10 protein-coding genes are annotated in these 12,499 nt (G+C 73.1%); 3 read left to right on the forward strand and 7 right to left on the reverse strand.

Translation table 11 applies throughout. The features are described 5' to 3' along the window. Positions 1 to 29: 29 nt before the first annotated feature. From ACIPW5_RS07195 to ACIPW5_RS07215, 5 genes are all read right to left on the reverse strand, one after another. Positions 30 to 1,601 (reverse strand): FAD-dependent oxidoreductase, encoded by a 1,572-nt coding sequence (locus tag ACIPW5_RS07195; RefSeq protein ID WP_401241520.1) that lies wholly within the window; start codon positions 1,599 to 1,601, stop codon positions 30 to 32. Positions 1,602 to 1,786: 185 nt separating this feature from the next. Then, positions 1,787 to 2,680 carry an amino acid ABC transporter permease gene (locus ACIPW5_RS07200; protein ID WP_401241523.1) on the reverse strand — a complete coding sequence of 298 codons (894 nt, stop codon included), beginning with the start codon at positions 2,678 to 2,680 and terminating at the stop codon, positions 1,787 to 1,789. Further along, positions 2,677 to 3,351, reverse strand: coding sequence for an amino acid ABC transporter permease (locus tag ACIPW5_RS07205; RefSeq protein ID WP_401241526.1), 675 nt, complete (start codon positions 3,349 to 3,351; stop codon positions 2,677 to 2,679). Before ACIPW5_RS07205 ends, ACIPW5_RS07200 begins: the two co-directional genes overlap by 4 nt. An 84-nt stretch (positions 3,352 to 3,435) precedes the next feature. Continuing rightward, a complete protein-coding gene (locus tag ACIPW5_RS07210; RefSeq protein WP_401241528.1) occupies positions 3,436 to 4,290 on the reverse strand; it encodes a glutamate ABC transporter substrate-binding protein in 855 nt (284 codons plus the stop codon). Positions 4,291 to 4,388: 98 nt separating this feature from the next. Beyond that, positions 4,389 to 5,174, reverse strand: coding sequence for an amino acid ABC transporter ATP-binding protein (locus ACIPW5_RS07215; protein ID WP_401241530.1), 786 nt, complete (start codon positions 5,172 to 5,174; stop codon positions 4,389 to 4,391). 277 nt (positions 5,175 to 5,451) lie between these two features. On the opposite strand from ACIPW5_RS07215, the gene ACIPW5_RS07220 reads away from it, so the two are divergent. Both ACIPW5_RS07220 and ACIPW5_RS07225 read left to right on the forward strand, forming a co-directional pair. Next, positions 5,452 to 6,153: a response regulator transcription factor gene (locus tag ACIPW5_RS07220; protein WP_401241533.1), complete on the forward strand. Its 702-nt coding sequence runs from the start codon at positions 5,452 to 5,454 to the stop codon at positions 6,151 to 6,153. 12 nt (positions 6,154 to 6,165) lie between these two features. Then, positions 6,166 to 7,587: an ATP-binding protein gene (locus ACIPW5_RS07225; protein ID WP_401241535.1), complete on the forward strand. Its 1,422-nt coding sequence runs from the start codon at positions 6,166 to 6,168 to the stop codon at positions 7,585 to 7,587. Here the strand turns inward: ACIPW5_RS07225 and ACIPW5_RS07230 are convergent. After that, positions 7,584 to 9,719 (reverse strand): endo-beta-N-acetylglucosaminidase, encoded by a 2,136-nt coding sequence (locus ACIPW5_RS07230; RefSeq protein ID WP_401241538.1) that lies wholly within the window; start codon positions 9,717 to 9,719, stop codon positions 7,584 to 7,586. The genes ACIPW5_RS07225 and ACIPW5_RS07230 overlap by 4 nt on opposite strands. 77 nt (positions 9,720 to 9,796) lie before the next feature. Then, positions 9,797 to 11,044 carry a glycosyl hydrolase gene (locus tag ACIPW5_RS07235; protein WP_401241539.1) on the reverse strand — a complete coding sequence of 416 codons (1,248 nt, stop codon included), beginning with the start codon at positions 11,042 to 11,044 and terminating at the stop codon, positions 9,797 to 9,799. A gap of 335 nt (positions 11,045 to 11,379) precedes the next feature. Between ACIPW5_RS07235 and ACIPW5_RS07240 the strand changes: the two genes are divergently transcribed. Next, positions 11,380 to 12,438 carry a LacI family DNA-binding transcriptional regulator gene (locus tag ACIPW5_RS07240; protein ID WP_401241542.1) on the forward strand — a complete coding sequence of 353 codons (1,059 nt, stop codon included), beginning with the start codon at positions 11,380 to 11,382 and terminating at the stop codon, positions 12,436 to 12,438. The last annotated feature ends 61 nt before the right edge of the window (positions 12,439 to 12,499 follow it).

The following is a 12,499-nucleotide window of genomic DNA, read 5'->3' on the forward strand; positions in this document are numbered from 1 at the left end:
GCGAGTGAACCACGCGCCCCCGAGGGCGGTCAATCGATCACGGGAGCGGGTGTGGCGGGCGCGCCCGCCGGGGCGCCCGCCCGGACGGCGTCGGCCGCCGCGTACAGCTCCGCCGGCCGGACCCCCGCGAAGGTGGCCGCCAGGTGCCCGTCGGGGCGTACCAGCAGCACGGTGTGCGCGGGCGCTCCCGGGTAGCCGTCGGCGACGAGCAGGTCGGCCGGGACGGGCAGCGCGCTCACGGCCGCCGCGAGCCGGGGCATCACCCCGGCGCTCTGCCAGTGCCGCCGGTCCCACACCCCGGTGCCGGGCGCGACCAGCAGCACCAGCAGCCGGCCCCGCCCCAGCAGGTCGCGCAGCGGGACGGTGGCTCCGTCGGGCGCGGTCACGGGTACGTTCGCCACGGGCCCGCCCGGCTCGGTCGCCGTCGGGACCTCGCGTACGGCCACGGGCGGGGCGTACACGGGCTGCGCGCCCAGCGGGCCCCGCCCCAGGTGCCCGTCGGTCAGCAGGGCCTCGGCGGAACGCCCCGTCCCGGGGAGCAGGGTGCGCAGTCCGCCCCCGCCGCGCAGTACGGGCATGGCCTGGTCGGCGGAGCGCAGCCGGGCGGCGACGGCGGTGCGCCGTTCGCCCTCGTAGCTGTCGAGCAGGGCCTCGGAGGCGCCCTGGTGCCAGGCCAGGGCCAGCTTCCAGGCGAGGTTCTCCGCGTCGCGCAGCCCCTCCTCGACGCCCTGGGTGCCGACCGCGCCCAGCAGGTGCGCGGCGTCACCGACGAGGAAGGCCCGGCCGTCGCGCCAGCGCAGCGCGAGCCGGTGGTGGAGGGTGTGCACGCCGGTGTCGATGAGGTCGTACGGGGGGGTCGTGCCGCCGCACCACAGGGCCAGGGTGTCCCGGATGAGGGTGACGAGCGCGTCGGGCGTGACGAGGTCCCCGCGCGGGGACAGCAGCCAGTCGAGCCGCCACACCCCGTCGGGCAGTGGCCGGGCGGTGATCTCCTCGGGGCCGTTCGGCGGGTTGCGGTGCAGCAACGCTTCGCCGGGCCAGGGCAGTTCGGCACGGAGGGCGGCCACGGCGTGCCGCTCGACGGCGGTCCGGCCGGGGAAGCGGATGCCGAGCAGCTTGCGCACGGTGGAGCGGGCCCCGTCGCAGCCGACGAGGTGGCTGCCGCGCCACCAGGCGCTCTCGGTGCTCCGGGTGCGGGCGGTGACGCCGTGCTCGTCCTGCTCGAAGGACTCCAGCTTGGCGCCGGTGACCAGCTGGACCAGGGGGTGCGCGGTGGCGGCGTCGCGCAGTCCGCGCACGAGGGCGTGCTGCGGCAGGTGCAGGGGGGCCGGGCGGTCCTCGAAGGTGATCCGCCGGGCCTCCTGGCGGCGCTTCACGGTGCGCCAGGCCGCGTACGGCGCGCCCTCGTCGCGCAGGGTCGTGCAGCCCAGCCGGTGGGCCATGGCGGCGGTGTCGGAGTGCAGCACGACACTGCGGGCGGGCCGGGGCTCCTCCTTGCCGGGCCCCTCGTCGAGCAGCACGCTGGGCACGCCGTGTCCGGCCAGGGCGAGGGACAGGGACAGCCCGACGGGCCCCGCGCCGACGACGATCACCGGGTCCATGATGCGGCTCCCGATGTCCGGTATGTGATCACAGAACGTATGCAACCCACTGGAGGTTCCGGCGTCAAGTGACACCGGCCCCGGACAGCAACGTGTGGTGCGGCGGAGGAATCCGCCGCACCACACGGGCTACGCACTATGGCTGACCCTACGTCAGCCCTCCGGCGGTTCTCCGCCGGGGCCGGTCAGGACAACGAGTTGGCTCCGGTGGCCATGTCGTTGACGTCGCCCACGCCGACCACCGCGCCGGTGCTCTTCTTCGACTTGCGCAGCCGGCCCTCCATCCAGGAGGCGAAGGTGGTGAGGGCGAAGTTCACGCCGATGTACAGCAGGGCGATCACCACGAGCGTGGCGATGGTGTTGCTGTAGTTCGCCGAGATCTGCCGGTTCGCGGCCAGCAGGTCGTTCACGCCGAGCAGGGAGCCGCCGAGGGCGGTGTCCTTGAGGATCACCACGAGCTGGCTGACCAGAGCGGGCAGCATCGCCGTGACGGCCTGCGGGATCAGGACGTAGACCATGGTCTGGCCCTTGCGCATGCCGATCGCCTTGGCGGCGTCGGTCTGGCCGCGCGGCAGGGACAGCACGCCGGCCCGGACGATCTCGGCGATGACCGAGGCGTTGTACAGGACCAGGCCGATCACGACCGCGTACAGCGGGCGGAAGTCCGAGGACACGGCGGGGACGAACTGCACGATGAACGCCGAGCCGAACATCATCAGCATCAGCACCGGAACGGCGCGGAAGAACTCGACGACCGTGCCGACGGGGACGCGGACCCAGGCGTGGTCGGAGAGCCGGCCCATGCCCAGCAGGGCGCCCAGCGGCAGGGCGATCACCATGGCGATCGCGCCGGCCTTCAGCGTCTCCAGCAGGCCGGGGATCAGGTAGGTGGTCCAGATCCGGCCGTCGGTGACGAAGGGGGTCCACTTGTCGGCGTCGAGCTGGCTCTTCTCCGCCATGACGGAGAGGATCCACCAGGCGGCCAGCGCGAACAGGACCAGGAAGCCGGCCGTGTACATCCAGTTGCGCGCCTTGGCCTTGGGCCCGGGCACGTCGTACAGCACGGAGCTGGTGCTCATCGCTTCACCGCCACTCGCTTGGCCACCCAGCCCAGCAGCAGGCCGGTGGGCAGGGTCAGCAGGACGAAGCCGAGGGCGAAGACCCCGAACACGGCGAAGAGCGCGTCCGCTTCGTTCTCGATCATTTCCTTCATCAGCAGGGCCGCTTCGGCCACGCCGATGGCCGCGGCCACCGTGGTGTTCTTGGTGAGCGCGATCAGTACGTTCGCGAGCGGTGCGATGACCGCCCGGTAGGCCTGGGGGAGCACGATCAGGGTGAGTACCTGGAAGAAGCTCAGACCCAGCGCGCGGGCCGCCTCGGCCTGGCCGACGGGCACGGTGTTGATGCCCGAGCGCAGTGCCTCGCAGACGAAGGTGCCGGTGTAGGCGGTCAGCGCGAGGACGGCGAGCCGGAAGCCCGTCTCCTTGAAGGTGCCGCCGCCCAGGGTGATGCCCAGGGTCTGGCTGAGGCCCAGCGAGCAGCCGATGATCAACAGGGTCAGCGGGGTGTTGCGGACCAGGTTGACGTATGCGGTGCCGAAGGCCCGCATCAGCGGGACCGGGCTGACCCGCATCCCGGCCAGGGCGGTGCCCCATATGAGGGACCCCACCGCCGAGTAGAGGGTGAGCTGAACCGTCACCCAGAAGGCTCCGAGCAGGTCGTACTGCCCGGAATCAAGAAAGTCGAACACGTTGCCCTGCGCTCTCCCCAGGATGGCCGGTGGGGCGCGCCGCCGCCCGCGGACGGGCGGGCGGCGACGCACCCCACCGGGAAATCAGCTGCCTTCGGTGATCTGCGGGGCAGGCTCGTTCTTGTAGCCGGCCGGGCCGAGGTTCTTCTTGATGGCCGCTTCCCAGGAACCGTCCGAGACCATCTTCTTGAGCGCGGCGTTGATCTTGGTCTGGAGCTCCTTGTCGCCCTTCTTCAGACCGATGCCGTAGTTCTCGTTGCTCATGCTCAGGCCGACGAGCTTGAACTTGCCCTTGTTCTTCTCCTGCGCGGCGTAGCCGGCGAGGATCGAGTTGTCCGTGGTCAGCGCGTCCACGGACTTGTTCTCCAGGCCGGTGAGGCACTCGGAGTAGCCCGGGAGCTCCTGCAGGTCGGCGTCCTTGGCCAGGTCCTTCTTGATGTTCTGGGCCGAGGTGGAGCCGGTGACCGAGCAGAGCTTCTTCTTGTTGAGGTCCTCGACCTTGGTGATCGAGGTGTCGTCGGCGCGGACCAGCAGGTCCTGGTGGGCCAGGAAGTACGGGCCGGCGAAGTCGACCTTGGCCTTGCGCTTGTCGTTGATCGAGTACGTGGCGGCGATGAACTTCACGTCGCCGTTGGAGATCAGGTTCTCGCGCTCGGCGCTGACGGCCTGCTTCCACTCGATCTGGTCCGGCTGGTAGCCGAGCTCCTTGGCGACGTAGGTCGCCACGTCGACGTCGAAGCCCTCGAACTTGCCGTCCGGGGTCTTCAGGCCCAGGCCGGGCTGGTCGAACTTGATGCCGATGACGATCTTGTCCGACTTGGTGCCGCCGGAGGCGCCCGCGTCGCTCGCGGTGTCCTTGCTGCCGCCGCCACAGGCGGTCGCCGTCAGGGCGAGAACGACGGCCGTGGCAACGGCAGCGCCGGTCTTGAGAACCTTCATGGTGAACTTCCCTCGGGTGAGACGTTGTTGAACGACGAGCAGGACACGTCGTGGGCGACGGCACGGGCCGTCGATCGGATCACTACCAGACGAGAGCGTCAGTGGTGCAGGATCTTCGAGAGGAAGTCCTTGGCGCGGTCGCTCTTCGGGGCGCTGAAGAACTGCTCCGGGGCGGCCTGTTCGACGATCTTGCCGTCCGCCATGAACACGACCCGGTCGGCCGCGGAGCGGGCGAAGCCCATCTCGTGCGTGACGACGACCATCGTCATGCCCTCGCGGGCGAGCTGCTGCATGACCTCCAGCACCTCGTTGATCATCTCCGGGTCCAGCGCCGAGGTGGGCTCGTCGAAGAGCATCACCTTCGGGTCCATCGCCAGCGCCCTGGCGATCGCCACGCGCTGCTGCTGGCCACCGGACAGCTGCGCCGGGTACTTGTCGGCCTGTGCGCCGACACCCACCCGGTCCAGCAGCGCCTTCGCCTTCTCCAGGGCCGTCGCCTGGTCCGCCTTGCGGACCTTGAGCTGACCCAGCATCACGTTCTGCAGCACCGTCTTGTGTGCGAACAGGTTGAACGACTGGAAGACCATGCCCACGTCCGCGCGCAGCCGGGCCAGTTCCCTGCCCTCGGCCGGAAGGGGCTTCCCGTCCAGCGTGATGCTGCCCGAGTCGATGGTCTCCAGCCGGTTGATGGTCCGGCACAGCGTCGACTTGCCCGAGCCCGAAGGCCCGATGACCACGACGACCTCACCGCGGGCAATGCTCAGATCGATGTCCTGAAGCACGTGCAGCGCGCCGAAGTGCTTGTTGACGTTGCTCAGTACGACCAGGTCGTCGGCGGCACCGGCCGCATCCTCCACGTCCTTGGTCACTGATACTCCGCTCATCGGCTTCTTGCTCCGTCCTCCGTCGGTTGGGAGGAATGTAGTGACGAGGTGAGCACACCGTCAGCACATCTGAGGGAGAATTGAGCATAACGAAACGGCCTCGCACCGATACGCTCCGTACCCGGTACCCACGAAGGCCGCGATGTACGCGTACCGGGTGCATAACGGAAGACTCGCCGGACCGGAACCCTCTTGACGTGGGACTCTCCCATGGGCGTGGATGCATGGTGACCATCTGTACGGAAGCCGAATCGGAAGAAACGGGAAGGGGGACGCCATGAGGCTGCTGCTCGTCGAGGACGACGACCACGTCGCCGCCGCCCTGTCGGCGATCCTCGCCCGGCACGGCTTCCAGGTGACCCATGCCCGCAACGGCGAGGAAGCCCTCCAGGCGCTGCTGCCGGCCGGGGCCAAGCCCTTCGGGGTGGTCCTGCTGGACCTGGGCCTGCCCGACCAGGACGGCTACGAGGTCTGCGGCAAGATCCGCAAGCGCACCTCCACGCCCGTCATCATGGTCACCGCCCGCGGCGACGTCCGCTCGCGCATCCACGGCCTGAACATGGGCGCCGACGACTACGTGGTCAAGCCGTACGACACCGGGGAGCTCCTCGCCCGCATCCACGCCGTCGCCCGGCGCACCGGCACCTCCGAAGAGGCCGCCACCGCCGAGAGCGCCCCCGGCACGGTCCGGCTCGGCCCCGTCGCCGTGGAGCTGCCCACCCGCCGCGTCACCGTGGACGGCAGCGACGTACCGCTCACCCGCAAGGAGTTCGACCTGCTGGCCCTGCTCGCCCAGCGGCCCGGCGTGGTCTTCCGCCGCGAGCAGATCATCAGCGAGGTGTGGCGCACCAGCTGGGAGGGCACCGGCCGCACCCTGGAGGTCCACGTCGCCTCGCTGCGCTCCAAGCTGGGCATGCCCGCGCTCATCGAGACCGTCCGCGGTGTGGGCTACCGGCTCGTCACCCCGGCCGCCCCCTAGCGGGACCCCGCCGTGCGCACCCGGCTGCTCCCGCTCCTGGTCATCCTGATGGCGGGCGTCCTGATCGCGCTCGGCCTCCCGCTCGGCGTCAGCCTCGCCGCCGGCCAGCAGCAGCGGGTGGTGGTCGACCGCATCGACGACAGCGCCCGCTTCGCGGCCCTCGCGCAGTTCGTCATCGACGCCGAGGGCTCCGGAGCCACCGGCGCCGACGAGCGCCGCGACACCCTCCAGCTCGAACTCGCCCGCTACCAGGAGCTGTACGGCATCCGCGTCGGCATCTTCTACCGCGACGACAACGCCATGGTCCGCGCCCCCGGCTGGTGGCAGCTCCCCGAGTCCGGCGAGGGCAAGCGCGCCTTCGACGAGGCCCTCGCCGGCCGCCGCAGCCACGACCCCGGCCAGGTCTGGCCCTGGCAGACCAACGGCAAGCTCCTCGTCGTCTCCCCGGTCGTCCTCGACGGCGACGTCGTCGCCGTCGTCGCCACCGAATCCCCCACCGACCAGATGCGCGCCCGCATCCTGCGCGGCTGGCTGATCATCGCCGCCGGCCTCGCCGCCGCCATGCTCGTCGCCTTCGGCGCGGCCCTGCGTCTGACCAGCTGGGTGCTCAAGCCCGTACAGACCCTGGACGCCGCCGCCCACGGCATCGCCACCGGGCGGATGAACTCCCGCGTCGCCGCCGCCGGCGGACCCCCGGAACTCAGACGCCTGGCCCGGTCGTTCAACGAGATGGCCGACAACGTCGAAGAGGTACTGGAGCAGCAGCGGGCGTTCGTCGCGGACGCCTCCCACCAACTGCGCAACCCGCTCGCCGCGCTGCTCCTGCGCATCGAGCTCCTCGCCCTCGAACTCCCCGAGGGCAACGAGGAGATCGCCTCCGTGCGCACCGAGGGCAAACGCCTCGCCCAGGTCCTGGACGACCTGCTGGACCTGGCGCTGGCCGAGCACGCCTCCGCCGAGATCAGCCTCACCGACATCGCGGAGCTCACCGCCGAGCGGGTGGCCGCCTGGAGGCCCCTCGCCCAGGAGAAGGGCGTACGCCTCACCGAGGCGGGCCGCAGCGCCGTCACCGGCTGGGCCGACCCCATCGCACTGTCCAGCGCCCTCGACGCCGTGATCGACAACGCCCTGAAGTTCACCCCCGCCGGGGAGGAGGTCGAGGTGTCGGTCTCCGCCGAGGGCCGCAGCGCGCTCGTCGTCGTCGCCGACCGGGGACCCGGCCTGACCGCGGAGGAGCTGCTGCGCGTCGGCGACCGCTTCTGGCGCAGCGGCCGCCACCAGAACGTCAAGGGCTCCGGTCTCGGCCTGTCGATCTCCCGCGCCCTGCTCGCCGCGGGCGGCGGATCCATCTCCTACGAGACGAACCCGCCGCACGGGCTGCGCGTGACCGTGGCCGTACCCCGCACCGACCCCCAGGACACCCGGACGGACTAGGGGGCGTCCGCGAAGTCCCAGGGCAGCCCCGTGGCGGCCGGCGCGGAGACGGCGTACGTCTCGTCCACCGCCCGCAGCTCGAAGGCCGCCGCCCGCTCCCCGGCCGCGCGGACCACGGAAGGCAGGTGGAGGGCGGCCGCGCAGGTGCCGGCCAGGAAGCGGCGGGTGCCGTCGGGGAGGAGGCGGTGGAGCTCGTAGTGCCGGACCGGCCCGGCCGCCCGGTCCCAGCGCAGGCGGAGCTCGGCACGACCGTCGCCCTGCGGGGAGACGGCCTCCACCCTGAGGTGCGAGGGCGGGGCCGGGGGCCGCCGCGCGGTGGTGTCGCGTACCGTCAGGGCGCCGAGCCGCCAGGACACCGCCGCCTTCCCGGGTGCGGTGATCCGTACGGCAAGGGCGTACGCGGTCCTCCCGGCCAGGTGTCCGAGGGGGACCCGGGAGGTCCGCCAGCCCCGGCCGGAGCCCTGCGGAGCGGCCTTCAGCCAGGTGTACGGAACCGGCGCGCCGGGGGAGGACGGCTCGCGGAGGGCTACCCCCAGCTCGACGGCCACCGGGCCCGTGCCGCTCGCGTGGACCAGCTCCGCGACCGCCGAGCCGGTCAGGGGCAGCCGGGTGGCGTGCAGGCCGACGGCGACGGGCGCGGTGAGCGCGCCCGCCACCAGCAGGCTGGAACCCCCGCGCCAGGCGTCCGCGAAGTCCAGGGTCACCGCGGGGCGCGCCCCGGACGTGTCCACCACCCAGCGCCGGCCCGGGAGCCGGTCCTGGAGCGCGAGGTGGTTCCACGGCTCCTCGGAGGTGACCGCCCCCTCCTCGTACCAGCGCAGCCCGTGCCCGGTGTTGAAGGAGCAGCCGAACGGCAGTCCGGCCACGGTGGAGCGGTCCGCGGTGAAGGTGGCCGGGGCCCGCCAGGCGGCCTGCGGCGCCGGGCGGGACGGGTCCAGGGACTCGCCCGTCCAGAACCGGTCGTCGGCGCGGTGGAAGGCGCCGGGGGAGCGGTCCGCGAGGTGGTTGCGGGTCCACTCCGGCCGGTAGAGGCCGAGGCTGACCACGTGGGCGCGGTCGCGCGGGACGATCGCGTCCCAGTCGACGGTGGCGTCCCAGCCCCTGGACTCCACGTCCACGGCCGCCCACAGGTCGTGGCGGCTGCGCCCGAGCCGGTCCGCGAGGGCGCCGGAGTCGGCGAGCGAGCGCGCCGTCCAGCGGAAGTCCACGAACACCGTGTCCGCGACCCGGCCCGAACGGTCCTCGAAGAACTCCTGGTTGAGCGCGTTGAGGGCGCCCTGCCAGCCGACCCTCCCGGTGCTGTTCATCGCGTCGTACCAGGTGATGCGCAGCCCGTGCGGGGCGCCCGCCGCCCGCAGCGCCCGCAGGAACTCCCGCATGCGGGTGGCGAGGGCGCTGTCCCCGCCGTCCGTCTCGGCGTTGACGAACCAGCCGTCGAAGCCGTGCGCCACCGCCACCCGGACCAGCTGCTCCGCGACCGGGAACCGGCCGTCGGACTCCCGCCGGACCAGGTCGCGCGTCCACTGGAGGTCGCCGCCGTAGGGGACGGGCGGCAGGAAGACGTTGCCCAGCACCGGGACCCCGTGGCGGTGGGCGGCGTCGACGACGGGGGCGTTCGGGGCCAGGACCAGGCCCTCGCCGGCGGAGCCGCCCCAGAAGACCAGCTCGTCGAGGTACGCCCAGTGCGTCAGGGCGTAGGAGTCGGCGGTCGCCGAGCCCTGGGAGGGGTTGCCGGAGGTCGGCCCGAACGAGACCAGCGCCGAGATCCGGGCCTGGCCGGCGCGGGCGCCGCGGTGCGCGGGGACCGGGGTGAAGCGCGGGGCGAGGGGCACGGACGCCGTGTTGTGCGCGAGGTCCGGATCCGACTCCGGGGTCCAGTCGGCGAGCGAGCGCCAGACGACGCCGGGGGCGGGGGTGCCGTGGGGGAGGGTGCCGGGGAACCAGTAGGAGGCGTGGGGGGCCAGGGTGCCGGCGGGCGGGGTGGGGGTGGGGGCGGGGGCCGGCGCGGCTGCCGCCGGGGCGGGCGGGCCGAGGAGGGCGGCTCCGGCGGTGGCTGCGGTGGCTGCTGTGGCGGCCAGGATCGTGCGTCTGGCCGGGGGTAAGGGGGCGGGGATGGGGGAGGGATCGGGCATCGCGGGGCTCCTCACGGTGCTGCTCGGGCGGGGTGGGGACGGGGACGGGGTGGGGACGGGGACGGGGTGGGGTGCCGTCATCCGACCTCCTTGACGTGGAGCACTTGTGTGATGCCGCGTGCGGACAGGTGGGCGGGGTCCTGCGCGCGGTCCGCGAGGACCACCGCGGGGCGGGCGCCCCGGGCCGTCAGGGAGGCCCAGGCCTCGAAGAAGGCGCCGCCCGGGGCGCACGCCGAGCGGTCGCCCGCCCCGTCCAGCGCGAGCGCCGTGGACCGTACGGGCGGGCGGTGCTCGCGGTCCCGCCACGCCTCCGCGATCCGGGCCAGGACGGCCCCGGCGGGCTTGGTCCGGCGGTCGTTGGTGAGGACGCCGAGGCCGTACTCCAGCTCGGGGAAGTCCGCGAGCTCCCGGGACACGTCGTGCGAGCACCACCACGTCACCCCCCACAGCCCGGGGCAGTCCAGCGCGGCCGCCAGCGTGGCGGCCGTGAACCGCGCGGCGTGCTCCGGCGGGACCAGCGGCGCCGGCGCCCCGACCTCCTGGAGCCACACCGGGCGCTCCGGGTCGGCGGCCCAGGCCTTCGACAGCTCGATCAGGTACGCGGCGTGGTGCTCGGTCGCCGTCCCGGTCCGGCCGTGGCGCTGCGCGGTGCCGTTGAACACCCACGAGTGCACGACGGTGGCGGCGCCCAGCCGGGCCGCCTGGGCCGGGGTGAAGGGGTGCCCGTCCTGGTACCAGGCGGCGTCGTACTCCGCGTGCACGTGCAGCCGCCCCGGTGCGCCCCGCTCGCAGGCGGCGAGCATCGTCTCCAGCCAGCGGCCGGCCTGTTCGGGGGTGACGCGGTCGGGGTCGGGGTGCGGGGGGCCGGAGAACTGGTTGATCTCGTTGCCCACCGTCATCCCGAGGAAGTTCGGCCGGCCGGCGAGCGCGGCGGCGAGGGTGCGCAGGTACTCCTCCTGGCCGGCGACGGCCTCCGGGTCGGTGAAGAGGTTCCGCCGGTGCCAGGTCCGCGTCCAGGCGGGCAGGAAGTCGAAGCTCGACAGGTGGCCCTGGAGCCCGTCCACGGCGACGTCGAGCCCGCGCGCGGCGGCCGCGTCGGCGAGGGCGACGAGCTGCTCGACGGCGCGCGGCCGGATCAGCGTGCGGTTGGGCTGGAAGAGCGGCCACAGCGGGAACACCCGTACGTGGTCCAGGCCGAGGGCGGCGATCGAGTCGAGATCGGCCCCGACCTCGTCCGGGTCGAAGTCGAGCCAGTGGTGGAACCAGCCGCGTGCCGGGGTGTAGTTGACGCCGAAGCGGAGGGAGCGGGAGGGGGCACGGTGCATGGCAGGTCCCGGGGTCTGGGGGAAGGCGCCGGACGCCCACAAACTGCCGGGCCGCACGGGGCGGAGTCAACAGCGCCTTTGCCGCCGGGCGGCCGGATTCCCACCGTGGCGGTACTTATGCGCTTCAGCCCGTGCGGGGCAAGGGCGGTGGGTGACCCGTGGGTGGGCGGGTATTGCGGTTTAGTGTGGGGTGTGCATGCCTTTCGTCGGCAAATCCCTTTCATGTCAGGGTTGTTGCCGCCGTCGAGCCGGTTCGTCGCGGGGGCGGACCTGGGGCCCGGGATCGCGTACGGTCCGCCCCAACGCAGTCCACGTCACCGAGGGATGAGGCAGGCATGGCCCGCAGACCCACCATCAAGGACATCGCCCGCGGGGCCGGAGTGTCCGAGAGCGCCGTCTCCTTCGCCCTCAACGGCAGGCCGGGGGTCTCCGAGGGCACCCGCGCCCGGGTCCGCCGGGTCGCCGAGGAACTCGGGTGGCAGCCGCACCACGCCGCCCGCGTCCTGTCCGGCGAACGCTGCGGCGCCGTCGGGCTGGTCCTGGCCCGGCCCGCGCACACCCTCGGCGTCGAGTCGTTCTTCCTCCAGCTCGTCTCCGGCATACAGGAGGTGCTCTCCGCCGGCCGGACGGCACTGCTCTTCCAGGTCGTGGAGGACGTCGACGCCGAATGCGCCGTCCACCGCCGCTGGTGGGCCGAACGCCGCGTGGACGGGGTCATCGTCGTCGACCCCCGTACGCAGGACCCGCGCCCGGAGCTCCTGGCCGGGCTCGGACTCCCGGCCGTCTTCGTCGGCGGGACGGGGGAGCCGGAGGCGGGGGCCGGGGTGGAGGCGCCGCCGCAGCTGTCGTCCGTCTGGGCCGACGACGCCCGTGCCATGGCCGGGGTGCTGGAACACCTCCACGGCCTCGGGCACCGCCGGATCACGCACGTCGCCGGCCTGCCCGGCCTCGCCCACACGGCCCGCCGGATCGCCTCGCTGCGCGCCGAGGCCCGTCGGCTCGGGCTGCCCGAGGACCACGTCAGGTCGGTGACCACCGACTACTCCGACACCGAGGGGGCGGCCGCCACCCGCCGGCTGCTCGCCGAGCCGGAGCCGCCCACCGCCCTCGTCTACGACAACGACGTGATGGCGGTGGCCGGCAGCGCCGTCGCCGCCGGGCTGGGCATCCCCGTGCCCGGCCGGCTCTCCATCGTCGCCTGGGACGACTCCGCCCTGTGCCGGGTCACCCACCCCCGGCTGACCGCGCTGGTCCGCGACACCGCCGGATTCGGGCGGCTCGCCGCAGAGGAACTCCTCGCGCTCCTCGCCGGAGGGCCGCCCCGGGCCCGGGAGAGCGAGCTGCCCCGGCTGGAACCCCGCGAGAGTACGGCCCCGCCGCCGACGTCATACTGAAATCCGACCCCTTGGCAGGAGCGCCTCCGTGACCACCCCCACCTCAGCCTTCCCCGTGCCG

Source organism: Streptomyces sp. NPDC090077 (assembly GCF_044747545.1).
Classification (GTDB): domain Bacteria; phylum Actinomycetota; class Actinomycetes; order Streptomycetales; family Streptomycetaceae; genus Streptomyces.

Coding starts and splice junctions, on each gene's coding strand:
- ACIPW5_RS07235 (WP_401241539.1), bottom strand. CDS start 11,044: ATGCACCGTGCCCCCTCCCGCTCCCTCCGCTTCGGCGTCAACTACACC.
- ACIPW5_RS07200 (WP_401241523.1), bottom strand. CDS start 2,680: ATGAGCACCAGCTCCGTGCTGTACGACGTGCCCGGGCCCAAGGCCAAG.
- ACIPW5_RS07230 (WP_401241538.1), bottom strand. CDS start 9,719: ATGCCCGATCCCTCCCCCATCCCCGCCCCCTTACCCCCGGCCAGACGC.
- ACIPW5_RS07215 (WP_401241530.1), bottom strand. CDS start 5,174: ATGAGCGGAGTATCAGTGACCAAGGACGTGGAGGATGCGGCCGGTGCC.
- ACIPW5_RS07210 (WP_401241528.1), bottom strand. CDS start 4,290: ATGAAGGTTCTCAAGACCGGCGCTGCCGTTGCCACGGCCGTCGTTCTC.
- ACIPW5_RS07240 (WP_401241542.1), top strand. CDS start 11,380: ATGGCCCGCAGACCCACCATCAAGGACATCGCCCGCGGGGCCGGAGTG.
- ACIPW5_RS07220 (WP_401241533.1), top strand. CDS start 5,452: ATGAGGCTGCTGCTCGTCGAGGACGACGACCACGTCGCCGCCGCCCTG.
- ACIPW5_RS07195 (WP_401241520.1), bottom strand. CDS start 1,601: ATGGACCCGGTGATCGTCGTCGGCGCGGGGCCCGTCGGGCTGTCCCTG.